The sequence below is a fragment of the Polynucleobacter sp. HIN9 genome, assembly GCF_030297635.1.
Taxonomy (GTDB): domain Bacteria; phylum Pseudomonadota; class Gammaproteobacteria; order Burkholderiales; family Burkholderiaceae; genus Polynucleobacter.
In genome coordinates this window covers 46,901-69,528 of record NZ_AP028140.1, presented here as the reverse complement: position 1 = coordinate 69,528, position 22,628 = coordinate 46,901, and the positions used below count along the sequence as shown (strand labels likewise).

At 47.2% G+C, this 22,628-nt stretch carries 37 protein-coding genes; 2 read left to right on the top strand and 35 right to left on the bottom strand.

Features of this window, described 5'->3' with window-relative positions:
- Nucleotides 1-32 precede the first annotated feature (32 nt).
- On the top strand, nucleotides 33-656 hold the full coding sequence (gene yihA / locus QUE62_RS00420; RefSeq protein WP_286226842.1) for a ribosome biogenesis GTP-binding protein YihA/YsxC: 624 nt from the start codon (nucleotides 33-35) through the stop codon (nucleotides 654-656).
- A gap of 26 nt (nucleotides 657-682) precedes the next feature.
- Complete coding sequence (gene hemB, locus QUE62_RS00415) at nucleotides 683-1,675, top strand: porphobilinogen synthase (protein WP_286261656.1); 993 nt, start codon at nucleotides 683-685, stop codon at nucleotides 1,673-1,675.
- Between the two features lie 2 nt (nucleotides 1,676-1,677).
- Here hemB and dsbD read toward each other — a convergent pair whose 3' ends face one another.
- From dsbD to rpsL, 35 genes are all read right to left on the bottom strand, one after another.
- Nucleotides 1,678-3,360, bottom strand: coding sequence for a protein-disulfide reductase DsbD (gene dsbD / locus QUE62_RS00410; protein WP_286226838.1), 1,683 nt, complete (start codon nucleotides 3,358-3,360; stop codon nucleotides 1,678-1,680).
- On the bottom strand, nucleotides 3,357-3,677 hold the full coding sequence (gene cutA, locus QUE62_RS00405; protein ID WP_286223784.1) for a divalent-cation tolerance protein CutA: 321 nt from the start codon (nucleotides 3,675-3,677) through the stop codon (nucleotides 3,357-3,359). The genes dsbD and cutA overlap by 4 nt, the downstream gene beginning before the upstream one ends.
- A 76-nt stretch (nucleotides 3,678-3,753) precedes the next feature.
- Nucleotides 3,754-4,152, bottom strand: coding sequence for a 50S ribosomal protein L17 (gene rplQ / locus QUE62_RS00400; protein ID WP_108507606.1), 399 nt, complete (start codon nucleotides 4,150-4,152; stop codon nucleotides 3,754-3,756).
- A gap of 16 nt (nucleotides 4,153-4,168) precedes the next feature.
- Entirely contained in the window at nucleotides 4,169-5,149 is a 981-nt protein-coding gene (locus tag QUE62_RS00395) for a DNA-directed RNA polymerase subunit alpha (protein WP_286223783.1), read from the bottom strand.
- A gap of 28 nt (nucleotides 5,150-5,177) precedes the next feature.
- Nucleotides 5,178-5,801, bottom strand: a complete 624-nt coding sequence (gene rpsD, locus QUE62_RS00390) for a 30S ribosomal protein S4 (protein WP_108507604.1) — start codon at nucleotides 5,799-5,801, stop codon at nucleotides 5,178-5,180.
- Between the two features lie 115 nt (nucleotides 5,802-5,916).
- Nucleotides 5,917-6,330 (bottom strand): 30S ribosomal protein S11, encoded by a 414-nt coding sequence (gene rpsK / locus QUE62_RS00385; RefSeq protein ID WP_108507603.1) that lies wholly within the window; start codon nucleotides 6,328-6,330, stop codon nucleotides 5,917-5,919.
- Nucleotides 6,331-6,342: 12 nt separating this feature from the next.
- Nucleotides 6,343-6,708, bottom strand: a complete 366-nt coding sequence (rpsM, locus tag QUE62_RS00380; protein WP_108507602.1) for a 30S ribosomal protein S13 — start codon at nucleotides 6,706-6,708, stop codon at nucleotides 6,343-6,345.
- Nucleotides 6,709-6,731: 23 nt separating this feature from the next.
- Nucleotides 6,732-6,848, bottom strand: coding sequence for a 50S ribosomal protein L36 (gene rpmJ / locus QUE62_RS00375; RefSeq protein WP_096673338.1), 117 nt, complete (start codon nucleotides 6,846-6,848; stop codon nucleotides 6,732-6,734).
- A 21-nt stretch (nucleotides 6,849-6,869) separates the two neighbouring features.
- Entirely contained in the window at nucleotides 6,870-7,088 is a 219-nt protein-coding gene (gene infA, locus QUE62_RS00370; RefSeq protein ID WP_108507601.1) for a translation initiation factor IF-1, read from the bottom strand.
- Between the two features lies 1 nt (nucleotide 7,089).
- Nucleotides 7,090-8,433 carry a preprotein translocase subunit SecY gene (gene secY / locus QUE62_RS00365; RefSeq protein ID WP_286223782.1) on the bottom strand — a complete coding sequence of 448 codons (1,344 nt, stop codon included), beginning with the start codon at nucleotides 8,431-8,433 and terminating at the stop codon, nucleotides 7,090-7,092.
- Between the two features lie 8 nt (nucleotides 8,434-8,441).
- Nucleotides 8,442-8,882: a 50S ribosomal protein L15 gene (rplO, locus tag QUE62_RS00360; protein WP_286223781.1), complete on the bottom strand. Its 441-nt coding sequence runs from the start codon at nucleotides 8,880-8,882 to the stop codon at nucleotides 8,442-8,444.
- A 4-nt stretch (nucleotides 8,883-8,886) separates the two neighbouring features.
- Entirely contained in the window at nucleotides 8,887-9,081 is a 195-nt protein-coding gene (gene rpmD, locus QUE62_RS00355) for a 50S ribosomal protein L30 (RefSeq protein WP_108509267.1), read from the bottom strand.
- Nucleotides 9,082-9,104: 23 nt separating this feature from the next.
- The gene (gene rpsE, locus QUE62_RS00350; protein WP_108507598.1) at nucleotides 9,105-9,623 is read right to left on the bottom strand and encodes a 30S ribosomal protein S5; all 519 of its coding nucleotides are present in this window, start codon (nucleotides 9,621-9,623) and stop codon (nucleotides 9,105-9,107) included.
- A 21-nt stretch (nucleotides 9,624-9,644) separates the two neighbouring features.
- Entirely contained in the window at nucleotides 9,645-9,998 is a 354-nt protein-coding gene (rplR, locus tag QUE62_RS00345) for a 50S ribosomal protein L18 (protein ID WP_286261654.1), read from the bottom strand.
- A 22-nt stretch (nucleotides 9,999-10,020) separates the two neighbouring features.
- Nucleotides 10,021-10,554 (bottom strand): 50S ribosomal protein L6, encoded by a 534-nt coding sequence (gene rplF / locus QUE62_RS00340; protein WP_286223779.1) that lies wholly within the window; start codon nucleotides 10,552-10,554, stop codon nucleotides 10,021-10,023.
- A 10-nt stretch (nucleotides 10,555-10,564) separates the two neighbouring features.
- Nucleotides 10,565-10,960: a 30S ribosomal protein S8 gene (rpsH, locus tag QUE62_RS00335; protein WP_108507595.1), complete on the bottom strand. Its 396-nt coding sequence runs from the start codon at nucleotides 10,958-10,960 to the stop codon at nucleotides 10,565-10,567.
- 25 nt (nucleotides 10,961-10,985) lie between these two features.
- Complete coding sequence (gene rpsN, locus QUE62_RS00330; protein WP_108507594.1) at nucleotides 10,986-11,291, bottom strand: 30S ribosomal protein S14; 306 nt, start codon at nucleotides 11,289-11,291, stop codon at nucleotides 10,986-10,988.
- A gap of 9 nt (nucleotides 11,292-11,300) precedes the next feature.
- Nucleotides 11,301-11,843: a 50S ribosomal protein L5 gene (rplE, locus tag QUE62_RS00325; protein ID WP_286225438.1), complete on the bottom strand. Its 543-nt coding sequence runs from the start codon at nucleotides 11,841-11,843 to the stop codon at nucleotides 11,301-11,303.
- A gap of 14 nt (nucleotides 11,844-11,857) precedes the next feature.
- Entirely contained in the window at nucleotides 11,858-12,166 is a 309-nt protein-coding gene (rplX, locus tag QUE62_RS00320; protein WP_215370820.1) for a 50S ribosomal protein L24, read from the bottom strand.
- A 10-nt stretch (nucleotides 12,167-12,176) separates the two neighbouring features.
- Entirely contained in the window at nucleotides 12,177-12,545 is a 369-nt protein-coding gene (gene rplN, locus QUE62_RS00315) for a 50S ribosomal protein L14 (RefSeq protein WP_108507591.1), read from the bottom strand.
- 220 nt (nucleotides 12,546-12,765) lie between these two features.
- Nucleotides 12,766-13,035, bottom strand: a complete 270-nt coding sequence (gene rpsQ, locus QUE62_RS00310; protein WP_108507590.1) for a 30S ribosomal protein S17 — start codon at nucleotides 13,033-13,035, stop codon at nucleotides 12,766-12,768.
- Nucleotides 13,036-13,048: 13 nt separating this feature from the next.
- Nucleotides 13,049-13,243, bottom strand: a complete 195-nt coding sequence (rpmC, locus tag QUE62_RS00305) for a 50S ribosomal protein L29 (protein WP_108507589.1) — start codon at nucleotides 13,241-13,243, stop codon at nucleotides 13,049-13,051.
- A 13-nt stretch (nucleotides 13,244-13,256) separates the two neighbouring features.
- Nucleotides 13,257-13,673 (bottom strand): 50S ribosomal protein L16, encoded by a 417-nt coding sequence (gene rplP / locus QUE62_RS00300; protein WP_108507588.1) that lies wholly within the window; start codon nucleotides 13,671-13,673, stop codon nucleotides 13,257-13,259.
- 2 nt (nucleotides 13,674-13,675) lie between these two features.
- Complete coding sequence (gene rpsC, locus QUE62_RS00295; protein ID WP_286226833.1) at nucleotides 13,676-14,518, bottom strand: 30S ribosomal protein S3; 843 nt, start codon at nucleotides 14,516-14,518, stop codon at nucleotides 13,676-13,678.
- Between the two features lie 8 nt (nucleotides 14,519-14,526).
- Nucleotides 14,527-14,859, bottom strand: a complete 333-nt coding sequence (rplV, locus tag QUE62_RS00290; RefSeq protein WP_199908528.1) for a 50S ribosomal protein L22 — start codon at nucleotides 14,857-14,859, stop codon at nucleotides 14,527-14,529.
- A gap of 7 nt (nucleotides 14,860-14,866) precedes the next feature.
- Complete coding sequence (gene rpsS, locus QUE62_RS00285) at nucleotides 14,867-15,145, bottom strand: 30S ribosomal protein S19 (protein ID WP_108507586.1); 279 nt, start codon at nucleotides 15,143-15,145, stop codon at nucleotides 14,867-14,869.
- Between the two features lie 18 nt (nucleotides 15,146-15,163).
- Nucleotides 15,164-15,994 (bottom strand): 50S ribosomal protein L2, encoded by an 831-nt coding sequence (rplB, locus tag QUE62_RS00280; RefSeq protein WP_286225436.1) that lies wholly within the window; start codon nucleotides 15,992-15,994, stop codon nucleotides 15,164-15,166.
- A gap of 2 nt (nucleotides 15,995-15,996) precedes the next feature.
- Entirely contained in the window at nucleotides 15,997-16,311 is a 315-nt protein-coding gene (gene rplW, locus QUE62_RS00275; RefSeq protein WP_108507584.1) for a 50S ribosomal protein L23, read from the bottom strand.
- Entirely contained in the window at nucleotides 16,308-16,928 is a 621-nt protein-coding gene (gene rplD, locus QUE62_RS00270) for a 50S ribosomal protein L4 (RefSeq protein WP_108507583.1), read from the bottom strand. The genes rplW and rplD overlap by 4 nt, the downstream gene beginning before the upstream one ends.
- A gap of 9 nt (nucleotides 16,929-16,937) precedes the next feature.
- Complete coding sequence (rplC, locus tag QUE62_RS00265; protein ID WP_286223774.1) at nucleotides 16,938-17,588, bottom strand: 50S ribosomal protein L3; 651 nt, start codon at nucleotides 17,586-17,588, stop codon at nucleotides 16,938-16,940.
- A 185-nt stretch (nucleotides 17,589-17,773) separates the two neighbouring features.
- Nucleotides 17,774-18,085, bottom strand: a complete 312-nt coding sequence (gene rpsJ, locus QUE62_RS00260; protein ID WP_108507581.1) for a 30S ribosomal protein S10 — start codon at nucleotides 18,083-18,085, stop codon at nucleotides 17,774-17,776.
- 98 nt (nucleotides 18,086-18,183) lie between these two features.
- Nucleotides 18,184-19,374, bottom strand: a complete 1,191-nt coding sequence (tuf, locus tag QUE62_RS00255; protein ID WP_286223765.1) for an elongation factor Tu — start codon at nucleotides 19,372-19,374, stop codon at nucleotides 18,184-18,186.
- Nucleotides 19,375-19,413: 39 nt separating this feature from the next.
- Complete coding sequence (fusA, locus tag QUE62_RS00250) at nucleotides 19,414-21,516, bottom strand: elongation factor G (RefSeq protein ID WP_286223773.1); 2,103 nt, start codon at nucleotides 21,514-21,516, stop codon at nucleotides 19,414-19,416.
- 23 nt (nucleotides 21,517-21,539) lie between these two features.
- The gene (rpsG, locus tag QUE62_RS00245) at nucleotides 21,540-22,010 is read right to left on the bottom strand and encodes a 30S ribosomal protein S7 (RefSeq protein WP_108507579.1); all 471 of its coding nucleotides are present in this window, start codon (nucleotides 22,008-22,010) and stop codon (nucleotides 21,540-21,542) included.
- Nucleotides 22,011-22,129: 119 nt separating this feature from the next.
- Nucleotides 22,130-22,507, bottom strand: coding sequence for a 30S ribosomal protein S12 (gene rpsL / locus QUE62_RS00240; protein ID WP_286223772.1), 378 nt, complete (start codon nucleotides 22,505-22,507; stop codon nucleotides 22,130-22,132).
- Between the last annotated feature and the right edge of the window lie 121 nt (nucleotides 22,508-22,628).

Genomic DNA, 22,628 nt, shown 5'->3' with positions numbered 1-22,628 from the left:
AAATTCATGTGATTTTACAATAGCTTCCATTCATGTCTAAACTGCACCAAGCCCGCTTTTTTACCACGGTCAATGAGCTCCAAACGCTTCCCCAGGGTGAGCTTCCTGAGATCGCCTTTGCGGGTCGCTCCAATGCCGGAAAATCCAGTGCAATCAATATCTTATGCAATCAAAAGCGCCTGGCTTTTGCGAGCAAAACTCCGGGTCGAACCCAGCACATCAACTATTTTGGGATCTATGCCAAGGATGAGCTACTAGCCTATTTAGTCGACTTGCCAGGCTATGGCTATGCCGCAGTTGGTGAGGCAACCCGCTCCCACTGGAACGAGATCTTAAGCCGCTACTTGCAAACCCGTAAAAATTTGGTTGGTTTGATCTTAATTGTGGATGCACGACGGGGTTTAACAGAACTTGATGAACAAATGATTGCCTGGTTTAGTGTGACCCAAAAACCTATCCACATTTTGTTAAGCAAGTCAGACAAACAAACTTTCTCCGAAAACCGCGCCCTGTTGCAAGCCATCTCAGAACAAATTAAGCAATTTGCCCCTGCAGAGATTACAGCTCAACTGTTCTCCAGCACAAAACGGGTCGGTCTTTCGGAAAGCGATACACTTATTCAACAATGGCTTTTTCCAGAGCGCAACATCGCCTAACCCTATCCTGATTAGAGAGTATTTGCATGTCTCAATATCCTGCCTATCGCCCCCGTCGGATGCGCCGTGATGATTGGTCACGTCGTCTCGTTCAAGAAAATCATCTAAGGGTTGACGATCTAATCTATCCCGTTTTCTTACTACCTGGAAATAATCAAACCCAAGCGGTCAACTCAATGCCGGGTATTGAGCGCATGTCGCTTGATCGCCTGTTTCATGTGGCTGAAGAATGCGTAGCCCTTGGCATCCCAGTAATGGCACTCTTTCCTGTAATCGATGCATCACTAAAGAGCAACGACGGTGCTGAAGCATTTAATCCAAAGGGCCTTGTTCCAAGCGCAGTGATGGAGCTCAAAAAACGCTTTCCCACCCTTGGCATCATGACCGATATTGCGCTTGATCCCTATACCAGTCATGGTCAAGATGGTTTGCTCGATGAACAGCATCGGATTTTGAATGATGAAACTGTCACGATCCTCATTAAGCAGGCGCTCTGCCATGCCCAAGCAGGTGTAGACATGGTTGCCCCATCCGACATGATGGATGGCCGAATTGGAGCGATTCGTTCTGCCCTTGAAAATCAAGGATTAATTCATACGCGCATCATGGCTTATGCGGCCAAATACGCCTCGTCGTTTTATGGCCCCTTTCGGGATGCCGTTGGATCAGCGAGCAATCTTGGCAAGGCGGATAAAAAGACCTACCAAATGGATCCTGCTAACGGCGATGAAGCCATCCGCGAAGTTGGCTTAGATATTAGCGAGGGTGCTGACTTGGTGATGGTAAAGCCCGGCATGCCCTACCTCGATATCGTCTATCGCATCAAAGAAGCCTTCGGTTACCCAACCTATGCCTATCAGGTCAGCGGCGAATACGCCATGATCAAAGCTGCTGCCCAAAATGGCTGGCTTGATCATGATGCGGTCATGATGGAGTCACTGCTCGGATTTAAACGTGCTGGAGCAGATGGTATCTTGACCTATTTTGCGCTTGAGGCCGCTCGCTATCTCAAGCGCTAAGATTATTTTGCTCCTAACTCTTGCAGGCGCTCTAGAAAACGACTGGGAGTCATAAAACCCACCACCCGTAACGATTTTTGTTCTTCACCAGCACCATTGAAGAACAAAATTGCGGGGGGGCCATACAAACCAAATTGTTTCAGAAGCGCTTGCGTTTGTGGATTGTTGATAGTGACATCGGCTTGTATTAGTACGAAACGACTCATGACTTTTCCAACCTCTGCATTAGTAAAGGTAATGGCTTCCATCTCTTTACAAGAAATACACCAATCGGCGTAGTAATCGAGCATGACGGGTTTATTGTCAGCCTTAGCCTTTTGCATAATACGCTCGAGCTCTTCACTCGATCGCACAACCTGAAATACCAAATCTGGAGGAATTCGTTTTTCAGTACGAGTACTTGTTTGAGTTTGGTTACCAGTTACGACGGAAATTGCTGGCCACACAATCCAAATAGCTAAAGCAACCAACACTAACCCAAGAGCGCGCTGTAACCACATCATCCAAGCGCCCGTTTGCGGCAAAAAACTTCTAGCGCCCAATGCGATGAGCAATAAGGGCAATCCCATCCCTAAGGCCATCACAAATAGTAAGCCCCCACCAAGCGCCATCGATCCGGTTTGTGCCACAAAGCCTAAAACACTGGCTAAGGGTGCTGTAATACAAGGGCTTGCAACCAGCGTTGAAATTGCGCCAAGGCTAAAAGCCCCGACAATACTTCCGCCCTTTTGTCGCCCGGCCAATTGATCGACTTTGGTTTGCCATCCTTGGGGCATCTTTAGCTCGTATAAACCAAATAAGCTGCCAGCCAAAAATAATAAAAGGAGAGCAAACAAAATGAGGGCGATAGGACTTTGTAAGGCGCGCTGTACGCCGCTTCCTAATGCCGCTGTTAAAACCCCCGCTAGCGCATATAACAAGGCCATGCCCAAAATGTAGGCCAAAGCAAGATAAGCCGATCGGGTCTTGCTAATTGGGCTGCCATCTTGGCGACCCAAAACAATGCTGCTCAAAATCGGGAGCATGGGTAATACGCAAGGCGTAAAGGCAAGCGCAATCCCAAGAATAAAAAATCCGATCAATAGATAAAACGGTTTGGCATTCTCTAAATAGCTTTTAATTGATGTGACATCATCGCGCCCACTCCATAAATCCGTGAAGCTAAATGGTGTTGAGTTTGTGGCGATAGTACGGATTGGCGCTGCATCACCTTCAGGGATGGGTGCCACTCGAACGCCTGGAGCTGCTATGAAGTATTGATAGGTCATGGGTGGATAACAAATGCCACCGTCAGCACAACCCTGCAAATCAATCTCTAGGCGAATACCGCTTTGTGGAGATTCTGGCAACCTAATAAGAACTTCGAATGGTTTTGGAAAAATCTCCATTTTTTTCCCAAAGGTCTCATCAAACTTTTCAACCCCTTTAGGAATTTGAATGCTCTTGGGAGCGCTTGGCTTGTCATTGATCAACAACCGATACTGTAAAGACTCCTGGTAAATGTAGTAACCCGAAACCGGTCGGTACTCAATGGCAATTTCATTGGTATTGGCAAGCCATGTCGCCTCCACAATAAATGCCCTTTCGGGAGGTAGAAATTCCTTGGCATCTACTGAACCAAGGAATGCGACACTCGATAGTAGAAACAGTAAGAGTTGAACCAAGCCATACTGAATTCTCTTCATGACTTTGTCTCCTCATTTACCCAGCGCCCATATGCCTGGGAATATTCAGCTGGTTTTAAAGCAATGATCTCTGGCAACTGATAAGGGTGGTTGGCCCTAATAAATGCCTCAATGCCTTTCCATTGAGTTGTTGCTGTTTTAGCACTTAATAGAACTTCCGTGTCATTGCAAACCTTTCCATCCCATCGATAGATCGATTGCACGCCCTCCTGAATTTGTACACAGGCTGCAAAACGCTCATCGATTAATTGCTGACCTAGTAATCTAGCCGCATCCATCGTGGGCAAAGTCGTGGTTACGATCAGTATCGAATCCATACAAAAGATGGCTCAAGCAGTGGGTTAAATGAAAAAGCCAGACCGAAGCCTGGCTTTAACTATACCCGATGCTAATTTATGCTGCTGCAGGTTCTTGTTGAGGCGCCTCTTCAACTTCAGGGCGGTCAACCAACTCAACCAGCGCCATTGGGGCATTGTCACCGTGCCGAAAACCAAATTTCAGAATACGGAGATAACCACCTGGTCGAGTTGCATAACGTGGGCCGAGCTCAGTAAATAATTTGCTTACCATTTCACGATCGCGCAGACGATTGAATGCCAAACGGCGGTTCGCTAAATTATCTTTCTTACCCAAAGTAATCAAAGGCTCAACCACCATCCGCAATTCTTTTGCCTTTGGCAGGGTTGTCTTAATAACTTCGTGCTCGATCAGTGAGTTGGACATATTGCGCAACATCGCCAAACGATGCGATGAGGTGCGATTTAGTTTGCGTAAGCCATTACCATGACGCATGATGCTTCCTTTCTAATTATTGCCCGAGAGTCGCTGGAGGCCAGCTGTCGAGCTTCATCCCAAGACTTAAACCGCGGGCTGCCAATACGTCCTTGATTTCATTCAAAGACTTACGGCCCAAATTAGGCGTCTTGAGTAATTCATTTTCAGTACGCTGAATCAAATCACCGATGTAGTAAATGTTCTCAGCCTTTAGGCAGTTTGCAGAACGAACGGTCAACTCTAAATCATCAACCGGTCTCATCAACAACGGATCAACCATGGTTGAGCGACTTGGAGCCAACTCACCGCTCACTTGGCTGCTCTCTAAGGCGGCAAACACGACCAACTGGTCAACCAAAATACTCGCCGCTTGACGAATCGACTCTTCAGGAGAGATCACGCCATTGGTTTCAATGGTCATCACTAAACGATCTAAATCAGTACGTTGCTCAACACGAGCAGACTCAACCGCATAGCTAACACGATTAATTGGGCTAAATGATGCATCCAACACAATACGGCCGATTAGCTTAGTCGCTTCATCTTGATACTGACGCATATTGCCTGGTACGTATCCACGACCCTTTTCAACCTTGATCTGCATATCGAGCTTACCGCCAGCTGCTAAATGTGCAATGACATGCTCTGGATTAATGATTTCAACATCATGGGGAAGATCAATGTCCTTAGCGTAAACAACGCCAGGACCTTCTTTACGCAAATTGATCGTCACTTCATCCCGGGACTGTAACTTGAAAACAACTCCCTTTAAATTAAGCAGCAAGTTCACAACATCTTCCTGAACACCGTCCAAGGTTGAGTACTCGTGAACAACACCAGCAATCGCTACTTCGGTTGGAGCAAAACCAACCATGGAAGACAACAAAACACGACGTAATGCATTACCAAGCGTGTGGCCATAGCCACGCTCAAATGGCTCCATCACAACCTTAGCCTGGTTTGCACCGAGTGCTTCAACAGAAATGATTTTTGGTTTAAGCAAATTTGTTTGCATAGATATCTTTTCCTTAAGAGGTGCAGTATTAGCGTGAATACAATTCGACGATCAAACTTTCGTTGATATCACCGCTGATTTCATCGCGATCTGGTACTTGTTTAAACGTTCCCTCGAGCTTGCTTGCATCAACGCTGACCCAATTAATTGAACCAACTTGCGAAGCAAGATTTAGTGCTTCTTGAATACGAGTTTGCTTCTTTGCCTTCTCACGAATTGCAATGACATCGCCAGGACGAACCTGCATGGACGGAATATTGACCACTTGGCCATTTACCGTAATTGCTGCATGCGATACCAACTGACGCGCTTCAGCGCGAGTTGAGCCAAAACCCATGCGATAAACCACATTATCTAAACGGGACTCAAGCAGTTGCAATAAGGTCTCACCAGTATTACCTTTACGGCGCTCAGCTTCAGCAAAATAGCGACGGAATTGACGCTCGAGCACGCCATAAATCCGCTTCACCTTTTGCTTTTCACGCAACTGATTACCGAAGTCAGAAGTACGAGCACCTGAGGTGCGACCGTGCTGTCCTGGTTTGCTGTCTAGTTTGCACTTGTCCGATAAAGCACGGCGTGCGCTCTTTAAAAATAAGTCGGTACCTTCCCGACGAGATAGTTTGGCTTTAGGGCCTAAATAACGTGCCACGATTTCTTCCTTTCTATGCCTCGATGGTTACCGAGGTGAGTTCGCTGTAACTACCAACGAACGGTGGGCTTATTAAACAATTGCTGGCAAAGCCAGCGGCTTGGTACTGCAAAAATTAGATACGGCGACGCTTTGGAGGGCGGCAACCATTGTGAGGAACCGGAGTCACGTCCTGGATCTCAACAATCTTGATCCCTAACGAGTTCAATGCACGAACCGCAGACTCGCGACCAGGACCCGGGCCCTTAATCTGAACTTCTAAATTCTTAATCCCACACTCAATTGCTGCCTTACCAGCCACTTCAGCAGCAACCTGAGCTGCAAATGGCGTTGACTTACGTGAACCCTTAAATCCTTGACCGCCTGATGTTGCCCACGACAAGGCGTTTCCTTGACGGTCGGTAATGGTCACAATGGTGTTATTAAACGATGCATGCACGTGTGCGATACCATCGGCGACGTTCTTTTTAACCTTCTTACGAGCGCGTTGTGCACTTGCATTTGCGGCGGTTTGTTGTGCTTTTGCCATATCAGTTCCTAATTATTTCTTTAGTGCAACGCCGGCCTTACGGGGGCCTTTACGGGTACGGGCATTGGTCTTCGTTCTCTGGCCGCGCACCGGTAAACCCTTGCGATGACGAATACCGCGATAGCAAGCCAAGTCCATTAAACGTTTAATGTTCATGGTGACTTCACGACGCAAATCACCCTCTGTGGTGCGCTTACCCACTTCATCACGCAGCTTCTCGAGCTCAGCATCGGTAAGATCTTTCACTTTCTTATCGATTGCAACACCCGTGTTCTCACAGATCTTAAGAGCTTGTGCTTTGCCAATACCGTAAATGGCGGTTAAACCAATCACAGTATGTTGATGATTTGGGATATTTACCCCAGCGATACGTGCCATATAAATTCCTCTACTTAACCGAATTAACCTTGACGCTGCTTATGACGTGGATCGGACGAGCAGATCACACGCACCACGCGCTTACGCTTGATGATTTTGCAATTGCGGCAAATACATTTAACGGATGCCAATACTTTCATCATTCACCTCTTTAATAATCCTTACTTCGCACGGAAGATAATTCTTGCGCGCGTTAAATCGTATGGGGTCATTTCCACAGTTACCTTGTCTCCTGGCAGGATTCGGATGTAATGCATCCGCATCTTCCCAGAAATATGACCTAAAACTACATGCCCATTCTCTAACTTCACCCTAAACATGGCATTGGGGAGGTTTTCAACAATTTCCCCTGCCATCTGAATTACATCGTCTTTAGGCATCTTAGAGAGTGGGTCCCATCTTAAAGTTGGCCTTCTTCATCAGAGAGCCGTACTGCTGTTGCATCACAAATGATTGCACCTGAGCCATAAAGTCCATCGCAACCACAACAATAATTAACAACGATGTCCCGCCAAAGTAGAAAGGAACGTTGTATTTCAAAACCAAAAACTCGGGCAATAAGCACACTAAAACCATATAAATTGCGCCAGCCAAAGTTAAACGAACAAGAATTTTGTCGATGTAGCGCGCCGTCTGATCGCCCGGACGAATACCTGGAACAAATGCACCGCTCTTTTTCAAGTTGTCGGCCGTATCGCGGCTGTTAAAAACCAAAGCGGTATAGAAAAAGCAGAAGAAAATAATGGCAGTGGCGTACAAAATGATGTAAACCGGCTGCCCAGGAGCTAAAGTTGCCGCCAAATCTTTCACAATACGACTCACCATATTGGTTGGTTCGCCTGCTGTAAACCAGCCGGCAATAGTGGCCGGGAACAAAATAATCGATGAAGCAAAAATGGGAGGAATCACACCAGCCATATTGAGCTTTAAAGGCAGATGAGAAGACTGACCGCCGTAAATCTTATTACCCACCTGACGTTTGGCGTAGTTCACCAGAATACGGCGCTGACCACGCTCTACGAAGACAACAAAGTAAGTAACTGCAATAACAATCACTACGATAAAAATTGCTGAAAGAATGCTCATGGAGCCAGTGCGAACCAACTCTAAAAGACTAGCCAATGCGCTTGGCAGGCCAGAAACAATCCCGGCAAAAATAATGATGGAAATACCATTACCCAAGCCGCGTTCAGTAATTTGCTCACCGAGCCACATTAAAAACATCGTGCCCGTAACAAGCGTTACAACGGTATTGAACTGAAACATCAAGCCAGGATCAACAACAAGGCCTGGCTGAGACTCAAGCGCAACGGAAATTCCAATCGCTTGGAAAGTTGCCAAAAAGACCGTTGCATAGCGGGTGTATTGGGTAATCTTGCGTTGACCAGCTTGACCTTCCTTCTTCATCGCCTCGAGCGAAGGAATCACAATGGTCATCAACTGCATGATGATCGATGCCGAGATATAGGGCATGATACCCAAAGCAAACACCGTGAAGCGAGACAAAGCACCGCCTGAAAACAAATTGAACATTCCCAAAATACCGTCCTTTTGTTCACTAAACAGTTTTGATAACTGATCAGGATCAATACCAGGGACTGGAATATGAGCGCCAATACGGAAGACAACCAACGCCAATACCAAGAAAATCAAGCGGCGACGTAAGTCGCCATACTTGTTTCCAGATGGTGTCAAACTAGAGACGTTAGAGGAACCGAGCGCCATAGATTGCTTTAAACCTCAGCGAGCACCTTGCCACCAGCAGCCTCAATGGCAGCTTTTGCACCAGCACTTGCAGTCAATCCTTTTAAGGTAACTGCGCGCTTGATTTCACCGGTCTTAATGACTTTGACAGCATTGGTTTGCTCACCAGCAAGACCGTGCTGTTTCAAGGCAACCAGATCAACTTCAGCTAAACCAATGCGCTCTAAATCAGCAAGAGTTACTTGACCAATAAAACGACGTGTTAAAGAGATAAAGCCGCGCTTGGGTAGGCGACGATACATGGGCATTTGACCGCCTTCAAAACCAACTTTATGAAAACCGCCGGAACGCGACTTTTGGCCTTTGTGACCACGACCAGCGGTCTTACCAAGACCGGAACCAATCCCGCGGCCGACACGGCGACGTGGGCGCTTAGCACCTTCAGCGGGTTTAATCGTATTTAATTGCATTGCTTCACCCGATCACTTTCACAAGGTATGAAACCTTATTAATCATTCCCCGGACCGCCGGGGTATCTTGTAACTCTGAAACTGAGTTGAGGCGACCAAGGCCCAAACCACGAACCGTCGCACGGTGACTCTCGCGCGTACCGATCAAGCTGCGCACGAGCTGAAGTTTGACCTTTGAATTTGATTGTGTATTTGCCATCTTTTACTTTCGATTACAGGCGATTAACCCAAAATTTCTTCAACCGACTTTCCGCGCTTTGCAGCAATTTCTGCTGGCGTACTCATCTTGCTCAAACCGTCCAAAGTGGCACGTACCATGTTGTAAGGATTGGTTGAACCAATCGATTTAGCAACTACATTGGTTACGCCCATCACATCAAAGATCGCGCGCATTGGGCCACCTGCGATCACGCCGGTACCTTCTTTTGCAGGAGAAATCAGAACGCGCGAAGCGCCATGCTGACCAATCACAGAATGCTGCAATGTACCCTTACGAAGAGGGACCTTAATCATTTTGCGACGTGCTTCGTCCATTGCTTTTTGAACGGCAACTGGAACTTCCTTCGATTTACCTTTGCCCATTCCAATTCGTCCATCACCATCACCAACGACCGTCAAGGCAGCAAAGCCAAGAATACGGCCGCCCTTCACTACTTTGGTTACGCGATTAACAGCAATCATCTTCTCGCGTAGACCGTCATCGCGCTCTTCTGACTGAATTTTGGTTTGCATTTTTGCCATAATTTTTTCCTAAACCGTTTCTTAGAACTTCAAGCCGGCTTCACGCGCAGCTTCAGCAAGGGCCTTAATACGGCCGTGATAACGATGTCCAGCACGATCAAATGCGACGGCCTCAACGCCAGCCTTTTTTGCACGTTCGGCGATTAATTTGCCAATCGCTTGTGCTGCTTGGCTATTGCCGCCATTTTTTACCGAAGTACGCAAATCCTTTTCCATGGTCGAGGCCGCGGCAACCACCTTGCTACCGCATGGGCTATAGATCTGAGCAGAGATGTGGCAATTGCTTCGAATCACTGTCAAGCGATGAGCCAATAACTCAGCAATCTTGATACGGGTTTGACGCGCACGTCGTTGTCTTGTTTCGTTTTTATTCATATCGAATCTCAGCTGTACTTAATTACTTCTTCTTGGTTTCTTTGAGGTGAACCACTTCGTCAACATAGCGCACGCCTTTACCCTTATATGGTTCTGGGGAACGATAGGCACGAACTTCCGCAGCAACTTGACCAACTTGTTGCTTATTGGCACCCTTAATAATGATTTCGGTTTGCGAAGGGGTTTCCGCTTTCACGCCAGTGGGTAGTGGATAGTTGATTTCATGCGAAAAGCCCAATTGCAATTTCAAGGAATTGCCTTGTGCCTGTGCACGATAGCCCACTCCAACAAGGCTCAGCTTGCGCTCAAATCCCTGGGTCACACCAACGACCATGTTGTTAACTAATGCACGAGTCGTTCCAGACAATGCATTAGCTTCTGGGGAATTATCTTTAATGGCAACCGTGATAACACCATCTTTATGCTCAAGGCCAACACTAGGATGTAAGGTATGTGTGAGAGTCCCCAATGGGCCTTTCACGGTTAATAACGCGTTTGCAATACTGATCTCAGCACCTTTTGGCACCGTAATGGGAGATTTACCAACTCGAGACATTGTTCTCTCCTTAAGCCACGTAGCAAATGACTTCACCGCCAACGCCAGATGCGCGCGCTTTGCGATCGGTCATCAAACCTTGCGGTGTTGAAATAATGGCAACGCCCAAGCCATTCATGACCTCAGGAATGTCATGGCGTCCTTTGTAGATACGCAAGCTAGGGGTTGAAACTCGCTCAATTCGTTCAATCACAGGACGGCCAGCGTAGTATTTCAGATCAATCTTCAATACTGGCTTAGCTGCTTCACCGGTGATTTCAAAACTATCGATATAGCCTTCGTCTTTCAAGACCTTGGCAATCGCTACTTTTAATTTTGACGACGGCATGGTAACCAAAGTTTTCTGCACCGCTTGCGCGTTGCGAATTCTGGTCAACATATCGGCGATTGGATCACTAATACTCATGGGTTCTCCTAAATTCGTTCGCCGCTTACCAGCTGGCCTTGGTTAAACCGGGGATCTCGCCACGGAAAGCAATCTCACGGATCTTGCCGCGCGCCAAACCAAATTTGCGGAAGGTGCCACGTGGACGACCAGTTAATGAACAACGATTACGTTGGCGAATAGGGCTCGCATTGCGCGGCAATGACTGCAGCTTCAAACGGGCCTCATAACGCTCCTCGTCACTGCGGCTTGTGTCGTTAATGATCGACTTGAGCTCAGCGCGCTTATGCGTGAATTTTGCAACCAACTTAGCGCGTTTTTTCTCACGCTCAATTAAAGATAGTTTTGCCACGTTTGCCTCTTAATTGCGAAATGGAAATTTAAACGCCGCTAACAATGCTTTGGCTTCCTCATCGGTTTTAGCGGTGGTCGTAATGCTGATATTGAGACCACGTAATGCATCAATCTTGTCGTACTCAATTTCAGGGAAAATAATTTGTTCTTTAACGCCAATGTTGTAGTTGCCACGGCCATCAAACGCTTTACCGGAGATTCCACGGAAATCGCGCACGCGTGGCAAAGAAACCGTAATAAAACGATCTAAGAACTCATACATGCGAGTGCCGCGCAGCGTTACCATCGCACCGATAGGATAGCCTTGACGAATCTTAAATCCAGCAATCGCTTTGCGTGCCTTGGTAACAACGGGCTTTTGACCAGCAACTTTGGTTAAATCACCAACAGCATGCTCAATCACTTTTTTATCACTGACAGCTTCGCCTAAACCCATATTAAGGGTAATTTTGGTAATGCGTGGAACTTCCATCACAGACTTATAGCCAAACTGCTGCATCAAGTTTGCAATGACTGTATTTTTGTAATGTTCTTGTAAACGGGTGCTCATAATTTCTCCGAACCTTAAGCGCTAAGCGTCGCGCCAGTGGTTTTTAAGTAACGCACTTTTTTGCCATCAACTAACTTAATGCCAACACGCGATGGTTTGCCGTTCGCATCAACCAATGCAATATTAGAAGCAGCGATTGGCATCGTCTTATCAACAGTTCCACCAGTAGTTCCATCATTAGGATTGGGCTTTACATTCTTTTTGTAAATATTGACGCCCTCAACCACAAATTTGTTTTCAAGAATTCCGGTGACCGTTCCTTTTTTACCTTTATCACGCCCAGTAATAACAATCACGGAGTCGCCTTTACGAATCTTTTTCATAGTGACCTCTTTAAATAACTTCTGGGGCAAGCGAAACGATTTTCATGAAACGCTCTGTACGGAGCTCACGCGTAACTGGTCCAAAAATACGGGTGCCAATTGGCTCAAGCTTTGCATTTAGCAAAACAGCGGCGTTTTCATCAAATTTAATTAAGGACCCGTCGGGACGACGAACGCCTTTTGCGGTACGAACAACCACGGCGTTGTAAATGTCACCCTTTTTTACACGACCACGAGGAGCGGCAGCTTTCACGCTAACCTTAATCACGTCACCAATATTGGCATAACGGCGCTTTGAGCCGCCCAATACCTTGATGCACAAAACTTCGCTCGCGCCAGTGTTATCGGCGACTTGCAACCTGCTTTCAGTCTGAATCATTTTGTCTAATCCCCAACTTGTACGCCAATGGCGTCAGTCTTGGTTCCGTCTATGAGCCTTTTGCATTGCTGCAAAATAGCTCGGATTTAATAAAAATTACTTATAAATCAACAACTTAATAAAACTTTATATTTCCGTCATTTAGTATTTTTAATCACGGAAAGCCTTTGATTCTACTACGAAAAACTCTGTTTTGACAATCTCTTGTCAAAATTTCAAGTTAAATTCCCTTGGAGGCCTCAACCAAGCGGGTCACCACCCAGGCCTTTGTTTTGGCCATTGGCTTGCCTTCCGTAATTTCCACGGTGTCGCCCATCTTGTATTGATTGGTCTCATCATGTGCGTGATACTTTTTTGATTTACCAACGTATTTACCAATTACAGGGTGCTTCACTTGGCGCTCAACTTGAACAGTCACAGTTTTTTGCATTTTGTCGCTAACAACACGACCAACCAAGGTGCGGCGCAAGGGTTTGGAGATTTCTGTCATATCTCGATCCTAATTATTTCTGAATAGTCTTTTGGGTGATAAAGGTTTTAACGCGAGCAATATCACGCTTGACCTGTCCCAATTGACTGGTATTTTGGAGTTGCTGAGTTGCTTTTTGCATACGCAGCTTGAAATGGGTTTTTAGCAATTCAGATAGCTCTTGATTAAGAGCACCTAAATCTTTACTTTGCAGTTCTTTGCTTTTCATGATGGATTCCTGATTAAGCGCCGATTTGACGAATCACAAACGTGGTTTGAATAGGCAACTTGGATGCGGCTAGACGGAATGCCTCTCTTGCCAGAGTTTCATCAACACCGTCCATCTCATACAAAACTTTGCCTGGCTGAATCTCGGCTACATAATATTCTGGGTTACCTTTTCCGTTACCCATACGAACTTCAGCAGGCTTTTGAGAAATGGGCTTGTCTGGGAAAATACGAATCCAAATTCGTCCGCCACGCTTAATATGACGCGTCATGGCGCGACGTGCAGATTCAATTTGACGGGCCGTTAAACGACCGCGGCCAACCGCCTTCAATCCAAAGTCTCCGAAGGCAACCGAACTGCCACGTGTTGCAACACCGGTGTTGCGACCCTTTTGTTCTTTACGATATTTGCGACGCTTTGGTTGCAGCATGCTTACTCTCCTGCCTTCTTCGTTTCTGTGCTAGCTGCAGCTTTACGAACCCGCTTTACAGTGGGCTTCACCGCTGGCTTCTCTTCACCGGGCTTCGCTGAGACATCAGCGCCGGCTGCACGTCGCACAGTCTTTGCTGGTGCACGACGTGGTTTTTTCTCTTCAGCAACTGGGGCTTCTGGTGCCGCATTTTGGGTCAATTGGGCGTCTGCGCCACGACCTAAGGTGTCGCCCTTATAAACCCAAACTTTAACGCCAATGATTCCATAAGTTGTTTCCGCCTCAGATGTAGCGTAATCAATATCCGCCTTCAAAGTATGGAGTGGAACGCGACCCTCGCGATACCATTCGCGGCGTGCAATTTCAGCACCGTTCAAACGGCCAGAGGACATAATCTTGATGCCTTGAGCTCCAAGACGCATTGCACTTTGCATTGCACGCTTCATGGCACGACGGAACATAATGCGCTTTTCAAGCTGTTGAGTGATTGAGTCTGCAATCAACTGGGCATCCACTTCGGGCTTGCGAATCTCTTCAATATTGACATGAACAGGTACGCCCATCCGCTTTTGTAATTCTTTACGGAGAACTTCAATGTCCTCACCCTTCTTACCAATTACAACGCCAGGACGCGAACTAAAAATGGTAATTCGTGCGTTCTTAGCAGGGCGCTCAATTAAAACCTTGCTAACAGAAGCATTCTTCAGCTTCTTCTTCAAATAATTGCGAACCTCAACATCCTCTTTGAGCATGTTGGCAAAATCATTGCTATTGGCATACCAACGGGATGTCCAGTTACGGCTTACCGATAGACGAAATCCATTTGGATTAATTTTTTGGCCCATGTCTTTCCTTAATTACTCAGGGTCACGCTAATGTGACAACTTTGTTTCTCGATACGATTACCGCGGCCCTTGGCCCGAGCAGTAAAACGCTTTAATGATGTTGCTTTATCAACAATCACAGCGGACACTTTGAGCTCATCAATGTCGGCACCTTTATTGTGTTCGGCATTGGCGATGGCGGATTCAACCACCTTCTTCATGATGAAAGCAGCTTTTTTGGGGCTGAAATTCAAAATGTTCATAGCACGAGAAATCGGCAAGCCACGAATTTGATCTGCCACTAAACGTGTTTTTTGTGCAGAAATTCGTGCGCCGCGGTGAATAGCTTTAACTTCCATCATCATCCCCTTACTTCTTCACTACTTTCTTGTCGGCAGAGTGTCCCTTGAACGTACGCGTCAAAGCAAACTCACCAAGCTTGTGTCCAACCATGTTTTCAGAAACATAGACTGGAACGTGCTGCTTACCGTTGTGAACAGCAATTGTTAATCCAATGAAGTCAGGAAGAATGGTCGAACGACGTGACCATGTCTTAATTGGCTTCTTATCTTTATTGGCCTGAGCAGTCTCAACCTTTTTCACAAGGCTGGCATCGCAGAAAGGGCCTTTTTTCGCAGAACGAGTCATTTATCTATTCCTTATCCATTAACGCTTTTGACGACGCTGAACAATCATGGTCGTTGTACGTTTATTGCGACGGGTACGATAGCCCTTCGTTGGGGTTCCCCATGGAGAGACAGGCACACGGCCCTCGCCAGTTCGTCCTTCGCCACCACCATGTGGGTGGTCGATTGGGTTCATGGCTACACCGCGAACTGTTGGACGAATACCGCGCCAACGGGTTGCACCTGCTTTACCAATCTGACGCAAGCTATGCTCTTCATTGCCAACTTCGCCAATGGTGGCACGGCAATCGATCAAAATACGACGTACCTCACCCGAGCGCAAACGAACCTGGCCATACACACCTTCGCGGGCCAACAATACTGCTGAGCTACCAGCAGAGCGAGCGATCTGCGCACCCTTTCCAGGCAACATCTCAACACAATGGATCGTGCTACCAATTGGAATATTGCGAATCGGTAAATTATTTCCTGCTTTGATGGGAGCCTCGGCACCATTCATCACTTGCTGTCCAACTGTCATTCCCTTAGAAGCAATGATGTAGCGACGTTCACCATCAGCAAAAACGAGAAGGGCAATATTTGCACTACGATTTGGATCGTATTCTAGGCGCTCAACCTTAGCGGCAATGCCATCTTTATCGTTGCGCTTGAAGTCAACCACGCGGTAGTGATGCTTATGACCGCCTCCCTTGTGACGTGTCGTAATGTGACCATTATTGTTACGACCAGCTTTTTGGAACTGTGGCTCAACCAATCCTGCAAAAGGTTTGCCTTTATGCAGATCAGGATTAACCACCTTGACCATTGAACGACGACCTGGTGAGGTCGGTTTAGTTTTCATGAGCGGCATAATTAATTTGCCTCCGCTTCAAAGTTAATTTCTTGGCCAGGCTTCAGATTGACATAAGCCTTCTTGGCGTGATCGCGTCGACCCTCAAATCGGCCAAAGCGCTTTGGTTTACCTTTTTGGTTGACGATTTGCACAGACTCGACTTGAACTTTGAAAAGCAATTCAACGGCTTGCTTCACATCAAGCTTGTTTGCGTCACGCGCAACTTGGAAAATCACTTGCTCATTCTTTTCGGCTACCATCGTTGCTTTTTCAGAAACAATGGGTCCAAGCAAAATTTGCATGAGACGATGATCGTTTTTACGTGTTTGGCTCATTTCAGCAACTCCTCCATCTTGGCGATCGCTGCTTTGCTCACCAATACTTTTTGAAACTGAACTAATGACAAGGGGTCTGCATGCTGAGGTTCAACCACAGCAACTTTGTGCAAATTGCGCGATGCAAGATAAAGATTCTCGCTAACCTCATCCAAAATAATTAATACCGACTCAAGACCCATACCCTTGACTTTCTCAGCCAACAACTTGGTCTTGGGCGCATCCAAATTAAATTGGTCGACCACATTTAAACGACCTTCGCGCGCCAACTGAGAAAGGATCGAGCGCATACCAGCGCGATACATTTTCTTGTTGACCTTGTGCGAAAAATTTTCTTCTGGAGAGTTCGGGAATATCCGACCGCCTCCACGCCACAATGGCGAAGAGCTCATACCAGCACGGGCACGGCCGGTACCTTTTTGGCGCCATGGTTTTTTTGTGCTGTGCTTTACTTGCTCACGATCTTTTTGTGCGCGATTACCACTTCGTGCATTTGCTTGATACGCAACCACGATCTGATGAACAAGTGCTTCGTTGTACTCACGCTCAAATACTTCGGGTGAAGCTTGTACACCAGCACCTAGCTGGCCGTTGTCTTGGAGAAGTTTCAGTTCCATGTCCTCTCCTTATTTCTTAGCTACAGCTTTAACAGCTGGAGTAACAAGTACTTTTCCACCAGGAGCGCCGGGAATAGCGCCCTTGACCATAATGAGATTGCGCTCCGCATCAATGCGAGCAATCACCAGATTCTGAACGGTACGGGTTACATCACCCAAATGACCGGTCATGCGCTTACCAGGAAAAACACGGCCTGGATCTTGCGCCATACCAATAGAGCCTGGAACATTGTGTGAACGGGAATTACCATGACTCGCACGACCAGACGCAAAGTGATAGCGCTTAATTGTTCCAGCGTAGCCCTTACCAATCGTTACACCTTGCACATCCACCTTTTGACCGGCAGCAAAAACATCAACGCCAACGACTTGACCAGGCTTCATCTCGGCCAATTTTTCAGCATCAACATGGAATTCATTTAAGGCATTGCCAGCCATCACACCTGCTTTTGCAAAGTGTCCAGCCATCGCCTTGGTTACGCGGCTAGCGCGGCGTGTTCCGTGAGCTAACTGAACAGCATCATAGCCATCCGTTGCCTGGGTTTTCACTTGAGCAACCCGGTTATCGCTCACATCAATCACGGTGACAGGGATAGCTTCCCCTTCATCCGTAAACAGACGGGTCATGCCGACCTTACGGCCGATCAAGCCTAAGCTCATATTCTTACTCCAATGCTGACTTCGATTGGTCAGCGGAAATTTAATTTAACCTGTTTTAAATAAAAATGTTTATATAAAACAAGCACTTACAATTTATGTACTACAAACCTAGCTTTTCAAAACTACGAAAAGCCTTCAATTCTAGCCTAAAAAGGCAAAACTAACAAACTTTTGCGCAATCTACCTTACTGCAACTTGATTTCAACATCCACGCCGGCAGGCAAATCCAACTTCATCAGGGCGTCCACCGTTTTCTCAGTTGGATCCACAATGTCCATCAAACGTAAATGGGTGCGGATCTCCATTTGATCGCGTGAAGTCTTGTTCACATGGGGCGAGCGCAACAAATCAAAACGCTCAATACGGGTTGGCAAAGGAATTGGGCCCTTGACAACAGCGCCAGTGCGCTTTGCAGTATCTACAATCTCAGCAGCAGATTGATCGATCAATCGATAATCAAACGCTTTCAAACGAATTCTAATTTTCTGGTTTTGCATATTTATTCCAAAGAGCAGTGCGGTGCTGCCGCGTTAATCATCCAACTAAAGAACAAGGGAATATCTGCAGCACAAATATTCCCAATCGTGCAAAACAATTAAGCCAAAATCTTCGCAACCACACCCGCACCGACGGTACGACCGCCTTCACGGATTGCAAAGCGCAAGCCCTCTTCCATCGCGATGGGGGCAATAAGCTTTACGGTGATGGTGACGTTATCGCCAGGCATCACCATCTCTTTGTCCTTAGGCAACTCAATTGAGCCGGTGACATCGGTGGTACGGAAGTAAAACTGAGGGCGGTAGTTGTTAAAGAAGGGGGTGTGACGACCGCCCTCATCTTTGGACAACACATAAACCTCAGCAGTAAAGTGGGTGTGGGGGGTAATCGAGCCGGGCTTAGCTAATACTTGGCCACGCTCGACTTCCTCGCGCTTGGTGCCGCGCAAGAGGATACCGACGTTATCACCTGCTTGACCTTGATCGAGCAGTTTACGGAACATCTCTACGCCAGTGCAGGTGGTTTTGAGGGTGGGCTTAATACCGACGATCTCAATCTCTTCACCGACTTTAATAATGCCGCGCTCAACACGACCGGTCACCACCGTGCCACGACCAGAGATCGAGAACACGTCTTCGACTGGCATCAAGAATGCGCCATCAATCGCACGCTCAGGATTGGGGATATAGCTATCTAAAGCTTCAGCAAGCTTCATGATGGCGCCTTCGCCCAACTCACCCTTGTCGCCTTCTAAGGCGAGCTTGGCAGAGCCCTTGACAATGGGGGTATCGTCGCCTGGGAACTCATACTTGGAGAGCAGCTCACGCACTTCCATCTCCACGAGCTCTAAGAGTTCAGCGTCGTCGACCATATCGCATTTGTTCATAAACACGATGATGTAAGGCACGCCTACTTGGCGGGCCAAGAGGATGTGCTCACGGGTTTGGGGCATGGGGCCATCGGCTGCCGAGACCACCAAAATAGCGCCGTCCATCTGGGCAGCACCAGTAATCATGTTCTTCACATAGTCGGCGTGACCTGGGCAATCGACGTGCGCGTAGTGACGGTTCTTGGTCTCGTACTCGACGTGGGCGGTATTAATCGTAATACCACGGGCCTTCTCTTCAGGGGCCGCATCGATCTGATCGTAGGCTTTTGCTTCGCCACCAAAGAGCTTGGAGAGCACGGTGGTGATTGCCGCGGTTAGCGTGGTCTTACCGTGGTCGACGTGACCAATGGTGCCAACGTTCACATGGGGTTTAGTCCGTTCAAATTTTTCTTTTGCCATTTTGGGTGCCTTTTATTTAGCTAATCAATGTTCAAAAATTTACTTTGCTTTTGCTGCAATCACAGCATCAGCCACGTTCTTCGGTGCTTCTGAATAATGCTTAAATTCCATGGTGTAGGTCGCGCGACCTTGGGTTAGTGAGCGCAAGCCGGTTGAATATCCAAACATTTCTGCAAGGGGAACCTCAGCGCGCACAATCTTGCCGCCACCAGGGATATCATCCATGCCTTGCATGATGCCGCGACGAGAAGATAAATCACCCATCACATTACCCATGAAATCTTCTGGCGTTTCAACTTCTACCGCCATCATTGGCTCAAGTAGAACTGGGCTTGCTTTACGCATACCGTCTTTGAATGCCATCGACGCCGCCATTTTGAATGCATTCTCATTCGAGTCAACATCGTGATAGGAACCAAAGAACAGGGTTGCCTTTACGTCAACCACTGGGTAGCCAGCAAGGACTCCGGCATTGAGCGTCTCCACGATACCCTTTTCAACCGCAGGAATGTATTCACGAGGAACAACTCCACCCTTGATCGCATCAACAAACTCAAAGCCCTTACCTGGGTCTTGTGGCTCAAGTTTCAATACCACATGACCATATTGACCACGGCCACCAGATTGCTTAACAAATTTGCCTTCGATTTCGTCGCAAACCTTACGAATGGTTTCACGATAAGCAACTTGTGGTTTACCAACCGTTGCCTCAACGCCGAACTCGCGCTTCATGCGATCAACAATAATCTCAAGGTGTAGCTCGCCCATTCCAGAAATAATCGTCTGACCAGATTCTTCATCGGTCTTGACGCGGAATGATGGATCTTCTTGTGCAAGGCGATTGAGCGCTAAGCCCATCTTCTCTTGGTCAGCCTTCGTTTTTGGCTCAACGGCCTGAGAGATCACGGGCTCTGGGAACACCATGCGCTCTAAGATCAAAATATTATCTGGGTCGCAAAGAGTTTCACCAGTGGTGGCTTCTTTTAAACCAACCGCTGCGGCAATGTCGCCAGCACGAACTTCTTTAATTTCTTCGCGCTGATTGGCATGCATCTGCAGTAGACGACCGATACGCTCTTTTTTGCCCTTGATGGGGTTATAAATCGTGTCACCAGAATTCACAACGCCAGAGTAGACGCGGAAGAAAATCAACTGGCCCACAAAGGGATCAGTCATGATCTTAAATGCAAGTGCCGAGAACTTTTCATCATCACTGGCTTTACGACTGGTTTCACTACCGTCTTCTTTTTCGCCTTTGACCGGAGGAATATCAACGGGTGAGGGCAAGAAATCAACAACCGCATCCAACATTGCTTGGACGCCTTTATTTTTGAAAGCGCTGCCACAAAGCATGGGAACGATTTCACCAGCGATGGTCCGTTGACGGAGTGCCTTCTTGATGTCTTCCTCTGTCAGAGTTTCGCCGCCAAGGTACTTGTCCATCATTTCCTCAGAGCTCTCAGCCGCAGCCTCAAGCATTTTCTCGCGCCACTCTTCAGCGATTTCTTTCAATTCAGCAGGGATATCACCGTACTCAAACTTAGTTCCCTGAGAAGCATCATCCCAAATGATGGCTTTCATCTTGATTAAGTCAATCACGCCCTGGAAGTTTTCCTCGGCACCAATTGGAACCTGAATTGGAATCGGGTTTGCCTTTAGGCGCGATCTCATCTGGTCGTAGACCTTAAAGAAGTTAGCACCGGTACGATCCATTTTGTTCACAAAGGCTAAACGTGGCACTTTGTATTTATTTGCTTGGCGCCAAACGGTCTCAGACTGTGGCTGAACACCGCCCACCGCACAGTAAACCATGCAAGCACCATCCAATACACGCATTGAGCGCTCCACTTCAATCGTGAAGTCAACGTGTCCTGGTGTATCAATGATGTTGATGCGATGCTCTGGATAATTACCAGCCATACCTTTCCAGAAAGCGGTGGTAGCAGCTGAGGTGATGGTAATCCCTCGCTCTTGCTCTTGCTCCATCCAGTCCATCGTGGCAGCGCCATCATGAACTTCGCCGATTTTGTGATTTACGCCGGTATAAAACAACACGCGCTCGGTTGTGGTTGTTTTGCCAGCATCGATGTGTGCAGAGATACCAATATTTCGATAGCGCTCAATGGGGGTTTTACGTGCCACTTTTTCCTCTTTCGGTTAGAGCGTTAGAAACGGAAATGCGAGAAGGCTTTGTTGGCTTCAGCCATACGATGAACCTCTTCACGCTTCTTCATTGCGCCGCCACGACCTTCAGCGGCTTCTAGTAATTCGTTTGCCAAACGCTGTGCCATAGACTTTTCACCACGCTTCTTGGCAGCCTCTCTTAGCCAGCGCATTGCCAAGGCAGATCGACGCGATGGACGAACTTCAACGGGCACCTGATAGTTAGCGCCACCAACCCGGCGACTTTTGACCTCAACCATGGGTTTTACATTTCCCATCGCGGTCGAGAAAATCTCGAGGGGCTCTTTATTGGCTTTTTTCTCAATGTGTTCAAAGGCACCATAGACGATGCGCTCTGCAACGGACTTTTTACCGTCAAGCATTAAGACGTTCATGAACTTAGCTACTTCCACATTCCCAAATTTTGGGTCAGGAAGAATTTCCCGTTTCGGGACTTCGCGACGACGCGGCATAACAACTCCTATCTATTCAGTTAGGGAACATTCCCTTGGTTACCTAACAACTTTGCAAACAAAGCGAAGTAACCACTTACTTGCCAAAATGGCCTTTACTACAAAACTACTACTTCAAATTACGCTTTCTTAGCACGCTTTGCGCCATACTTAGAACGAGCTTGCTTACGATCTTTAACGCCCTGCAAGTCAAGAGATCCGCGAACAATGTGATAGCGCACACCAGGCAAATCCTTCACACGACCACCACGAATCAGCACAACCGAGTGCTCCTGAAGGTTATGGCCTTCACCGCCGATATATGAGATCACCTCAAAACCATTGGTTAAGCGCACCTTTGCCACTTTACGCAATGCCGAATTTGGCTTTTTTGGCGTCGTCGTGTAAACACGGGTGCAAACACCGCGGCGCTGGGGGCTATTCTGCAACGCTGGGCTTTTGCTCTTAACCACTAGACGTGAGCGCGGCTTTCGCAGCAGCTGATTAATTGTTGGCATAAATTTATACTCGCTTATTACTTTTATCTTTAAAATCAATAACTTATAAAATTAACCTGCTATTTTCTTAAGTAATTGATTTTCTTATGAATTAGTAGAACTCAGCATTCTAACTTGACCA

Bases quoted from the DNA above. Each gene is read 5' to 3' on its own strand.
- yihA (WP_286226842.1), top strand. From the start codon at position 33: ATGTCTAAACTGCACCAAGCCCGCTTTTTTACCACGGTCAATGAGCTC.
- hemB (WP_286261656.1), top strand. From the start codon at position 683: ATGTCTCAATATCCTGCCTATCGCCCCCGTCGGATGCGCCGTGATGAT.
- dsbD (WP_286226838.1), bottom strand. From the start codon at position 3,360: ATGAAGAGAATTCAGTATGGCTTGGTTCAACTCTTACTGTTTCTACTA.
- cutA (WP_286223784.1), bottom strand. From the start codon at position 3,677: ATGGATTCGATACTGATCGTAACCACGACTTTGCCCACGATGGATGCG.
- rplQ (WP_108507606.1), bottom strand. From the start codon at position 4,152: ATGCGTCATGGTAATGGCTTACGCAAACTAAATCGCACCTCATCGCAT.
- QUE62_RS00395 (WP_286223783.1), bottom strand. From the start codon at position 5,149: ATGCAAACAAATTTGCTTAAACCAAAAATCATTTCTGTTGAAGCACTC.
- rpsK (WP_108507603.1), bottom strand. From the start codon at position 6,330: ATGGCAAAAGCACAACAAACCGCCGCAAATGCAAGTGCACAACGCGCT.
- rpsM (WP_108507602.1), bottom strand. From the start codon at position 6,708: ATGGCACGTATCGCTGGGGTAAATATCCCAAATCATCAACATACTGTG.
- rpmJ (WP_096673338.1), bottom strand. From the start codon at position 6,848: ATGAAAGTATTGGCATCCGTTAAATGTATTTGCCGCAATTGCAAAATC.
- infA (WP_108507601.1), bottom strand. From the start codon at position 7,088: ATGCCTAAAGACGATGTAATTCAGATGGCAGGGGAAATTGTTGAAAAC.
- secY (WP_286223782.1), bottom strand. From the start codon at position 8,433: ATGGCGCTCGGTTCCTCTAACGTCTCTAGTTTGACACCATCTGGAAAC.
- rplO (WP_286223781.1), bottom strand. From the start codon at position 8,882: ATGCAATTAAATACGATTAAACCCGCTGAAGGTGCTAAGCGCCCACGT.
- rpmD (WP_108509267.1), bottom strand. From the start codon at position 9,081: ATGGCAAATACACAATCAAATTCAAAGGTCAAACTTCAGCTCGTGCGC.
- rpsE (WP_108507598.1), bottom strand. From the start codon at position 9,623: ATGGCAAAAATGCAAACCAAAATTCAGTCAGAAGAGCGCGATGACGGT.
- rplR (WP_286261654.1), bottom strand. From the start codon at position 9,998: ATGAATAAAAACGAAACAAGACAACGACGTGCGCGTCAAACCCGTATC.
- rplF (WP_286223779.1), bottom strand. From the start codon at position 10,554: ATGTCTCGAGTTGGTAAATCTCCCATTACGGTGCCAAAAGGTGCTGAG.
- rpsH (WP_108507595.1), bottom strand. From the start codon at position 10,960: ATGAGTATTAGTGATCCAATCGCCGATATGTTGACCAGAATTCGCAAC.
- rplE (WP_286225438.1), bottom strand. From the start codon at position 11,843: ATGAGCACCCGTTTACAAGAACATTACAAAAATACAGTCATTGCAAAC.
- rplX (WP_215370820.1), bottom strand. From the start codon at position 12,166: ATGAAAAAGATTCGTAAAGGCGACTCCGTGATTGTTATTACTGGGCGT.
- rplN (WP_108507591.1), bottom strand. From the start codon at position 12,545: ATGATTCAGACTGAAAGCAGGTTGCAAGTCGCCGATAACACTGGCGCG.
- rpsQ (WP_108507590.1), bottom strand. From the start codon at position 13,035: ATGACAGAAATCTCCAAACCCTTGCGCCGCACCTTGGTTGGTCGTGTT.
- rpmC (WP_108507589.1), bottom strand. From the start codon at position 13,243: ATGAAAAGCAAAGAACTGCAAAGTAAAGATTTAGGTGCTCTTAATCAA.
- rplP (WP_108507588.1), bottom strand. From the start codon at position 13,673: ATGCTGCAACCAAAGCGTCGCAAATATCGTAAAGAACAAAAGGGTCGC.
- rpsC (WP_286226833.1), bottom strand. From the start codon at position 14,518: ATGGGCCAAAAAATTAATCCAAATGGATTTCGTCTATCGGTAAGCCGT.
- rplV (WP_199908528.1), bottom strand. From the start codon at position 14,859: ATGATGGAAGTTAAAGCTATTCACCGCGGCGCACGAATTTCTGCACAA.
- rpsS (WP_108507586.1), bottom strand. From the start codon at position 15,145: ATGACTCGTTCTGCGAAAAAAGGCCCTTTCTGCGATGCCAGCCTTGTG.
- rplB (WP_286225436.1), bottom strand. From the start codon at position 15,994: ATGCCGCTCATGAAAACTAAACCGACCTCACCAGGTCGTCGTTCAATG.
- rplW (WP_108507584.1), bottom strand. From the start codon at position 16,311: ATGAGCCAAACACGTAAAAACGATCATCGTCTCATGCAAATTTTGCTT.
- rplD (WP_108507583.1), bottom strand. From the start codon at position 16,928: ATGGAACTGAAACTTCTCCAAGACAACGGCCAGCTAGGTGCTGGTGTA.
- rplC (WP_286223774.1), bottom strand. From the start codon at position 17,588: ATGAGCTTAGGCTTGATCGGCCGTAAGGTCGGCATGACCCGTCTGTTT.
- rpsJ (WP_108507581.1), bottom strand. From the start codon at position 18,085: ATGCAAAACCAGAAAATTAGAATTCGTTTGAAAGCGTTTGATTATCGA.
- tuf (WP_286223765.1), bottom strand. From the start codon at position 19,374: ATGGCAAAAGAAAAATTTGAACGGACTAAACCCCATGTGAACGTTGGC.
- rpsG (WP_108507579.1), bottom strand. From the start codon at position 22,010: ATGCCGCGTCGTCGCGAAGTCCCGAAACGGGAAATTCTTCCTGACCCA.
- rpsL (WP_286223772.1), bottom strand. From the start codon at position 22,507: ATGCCAACAATTAATCAGCTGCTGCGAAAGCCGCGCTCACGTCTAGTG.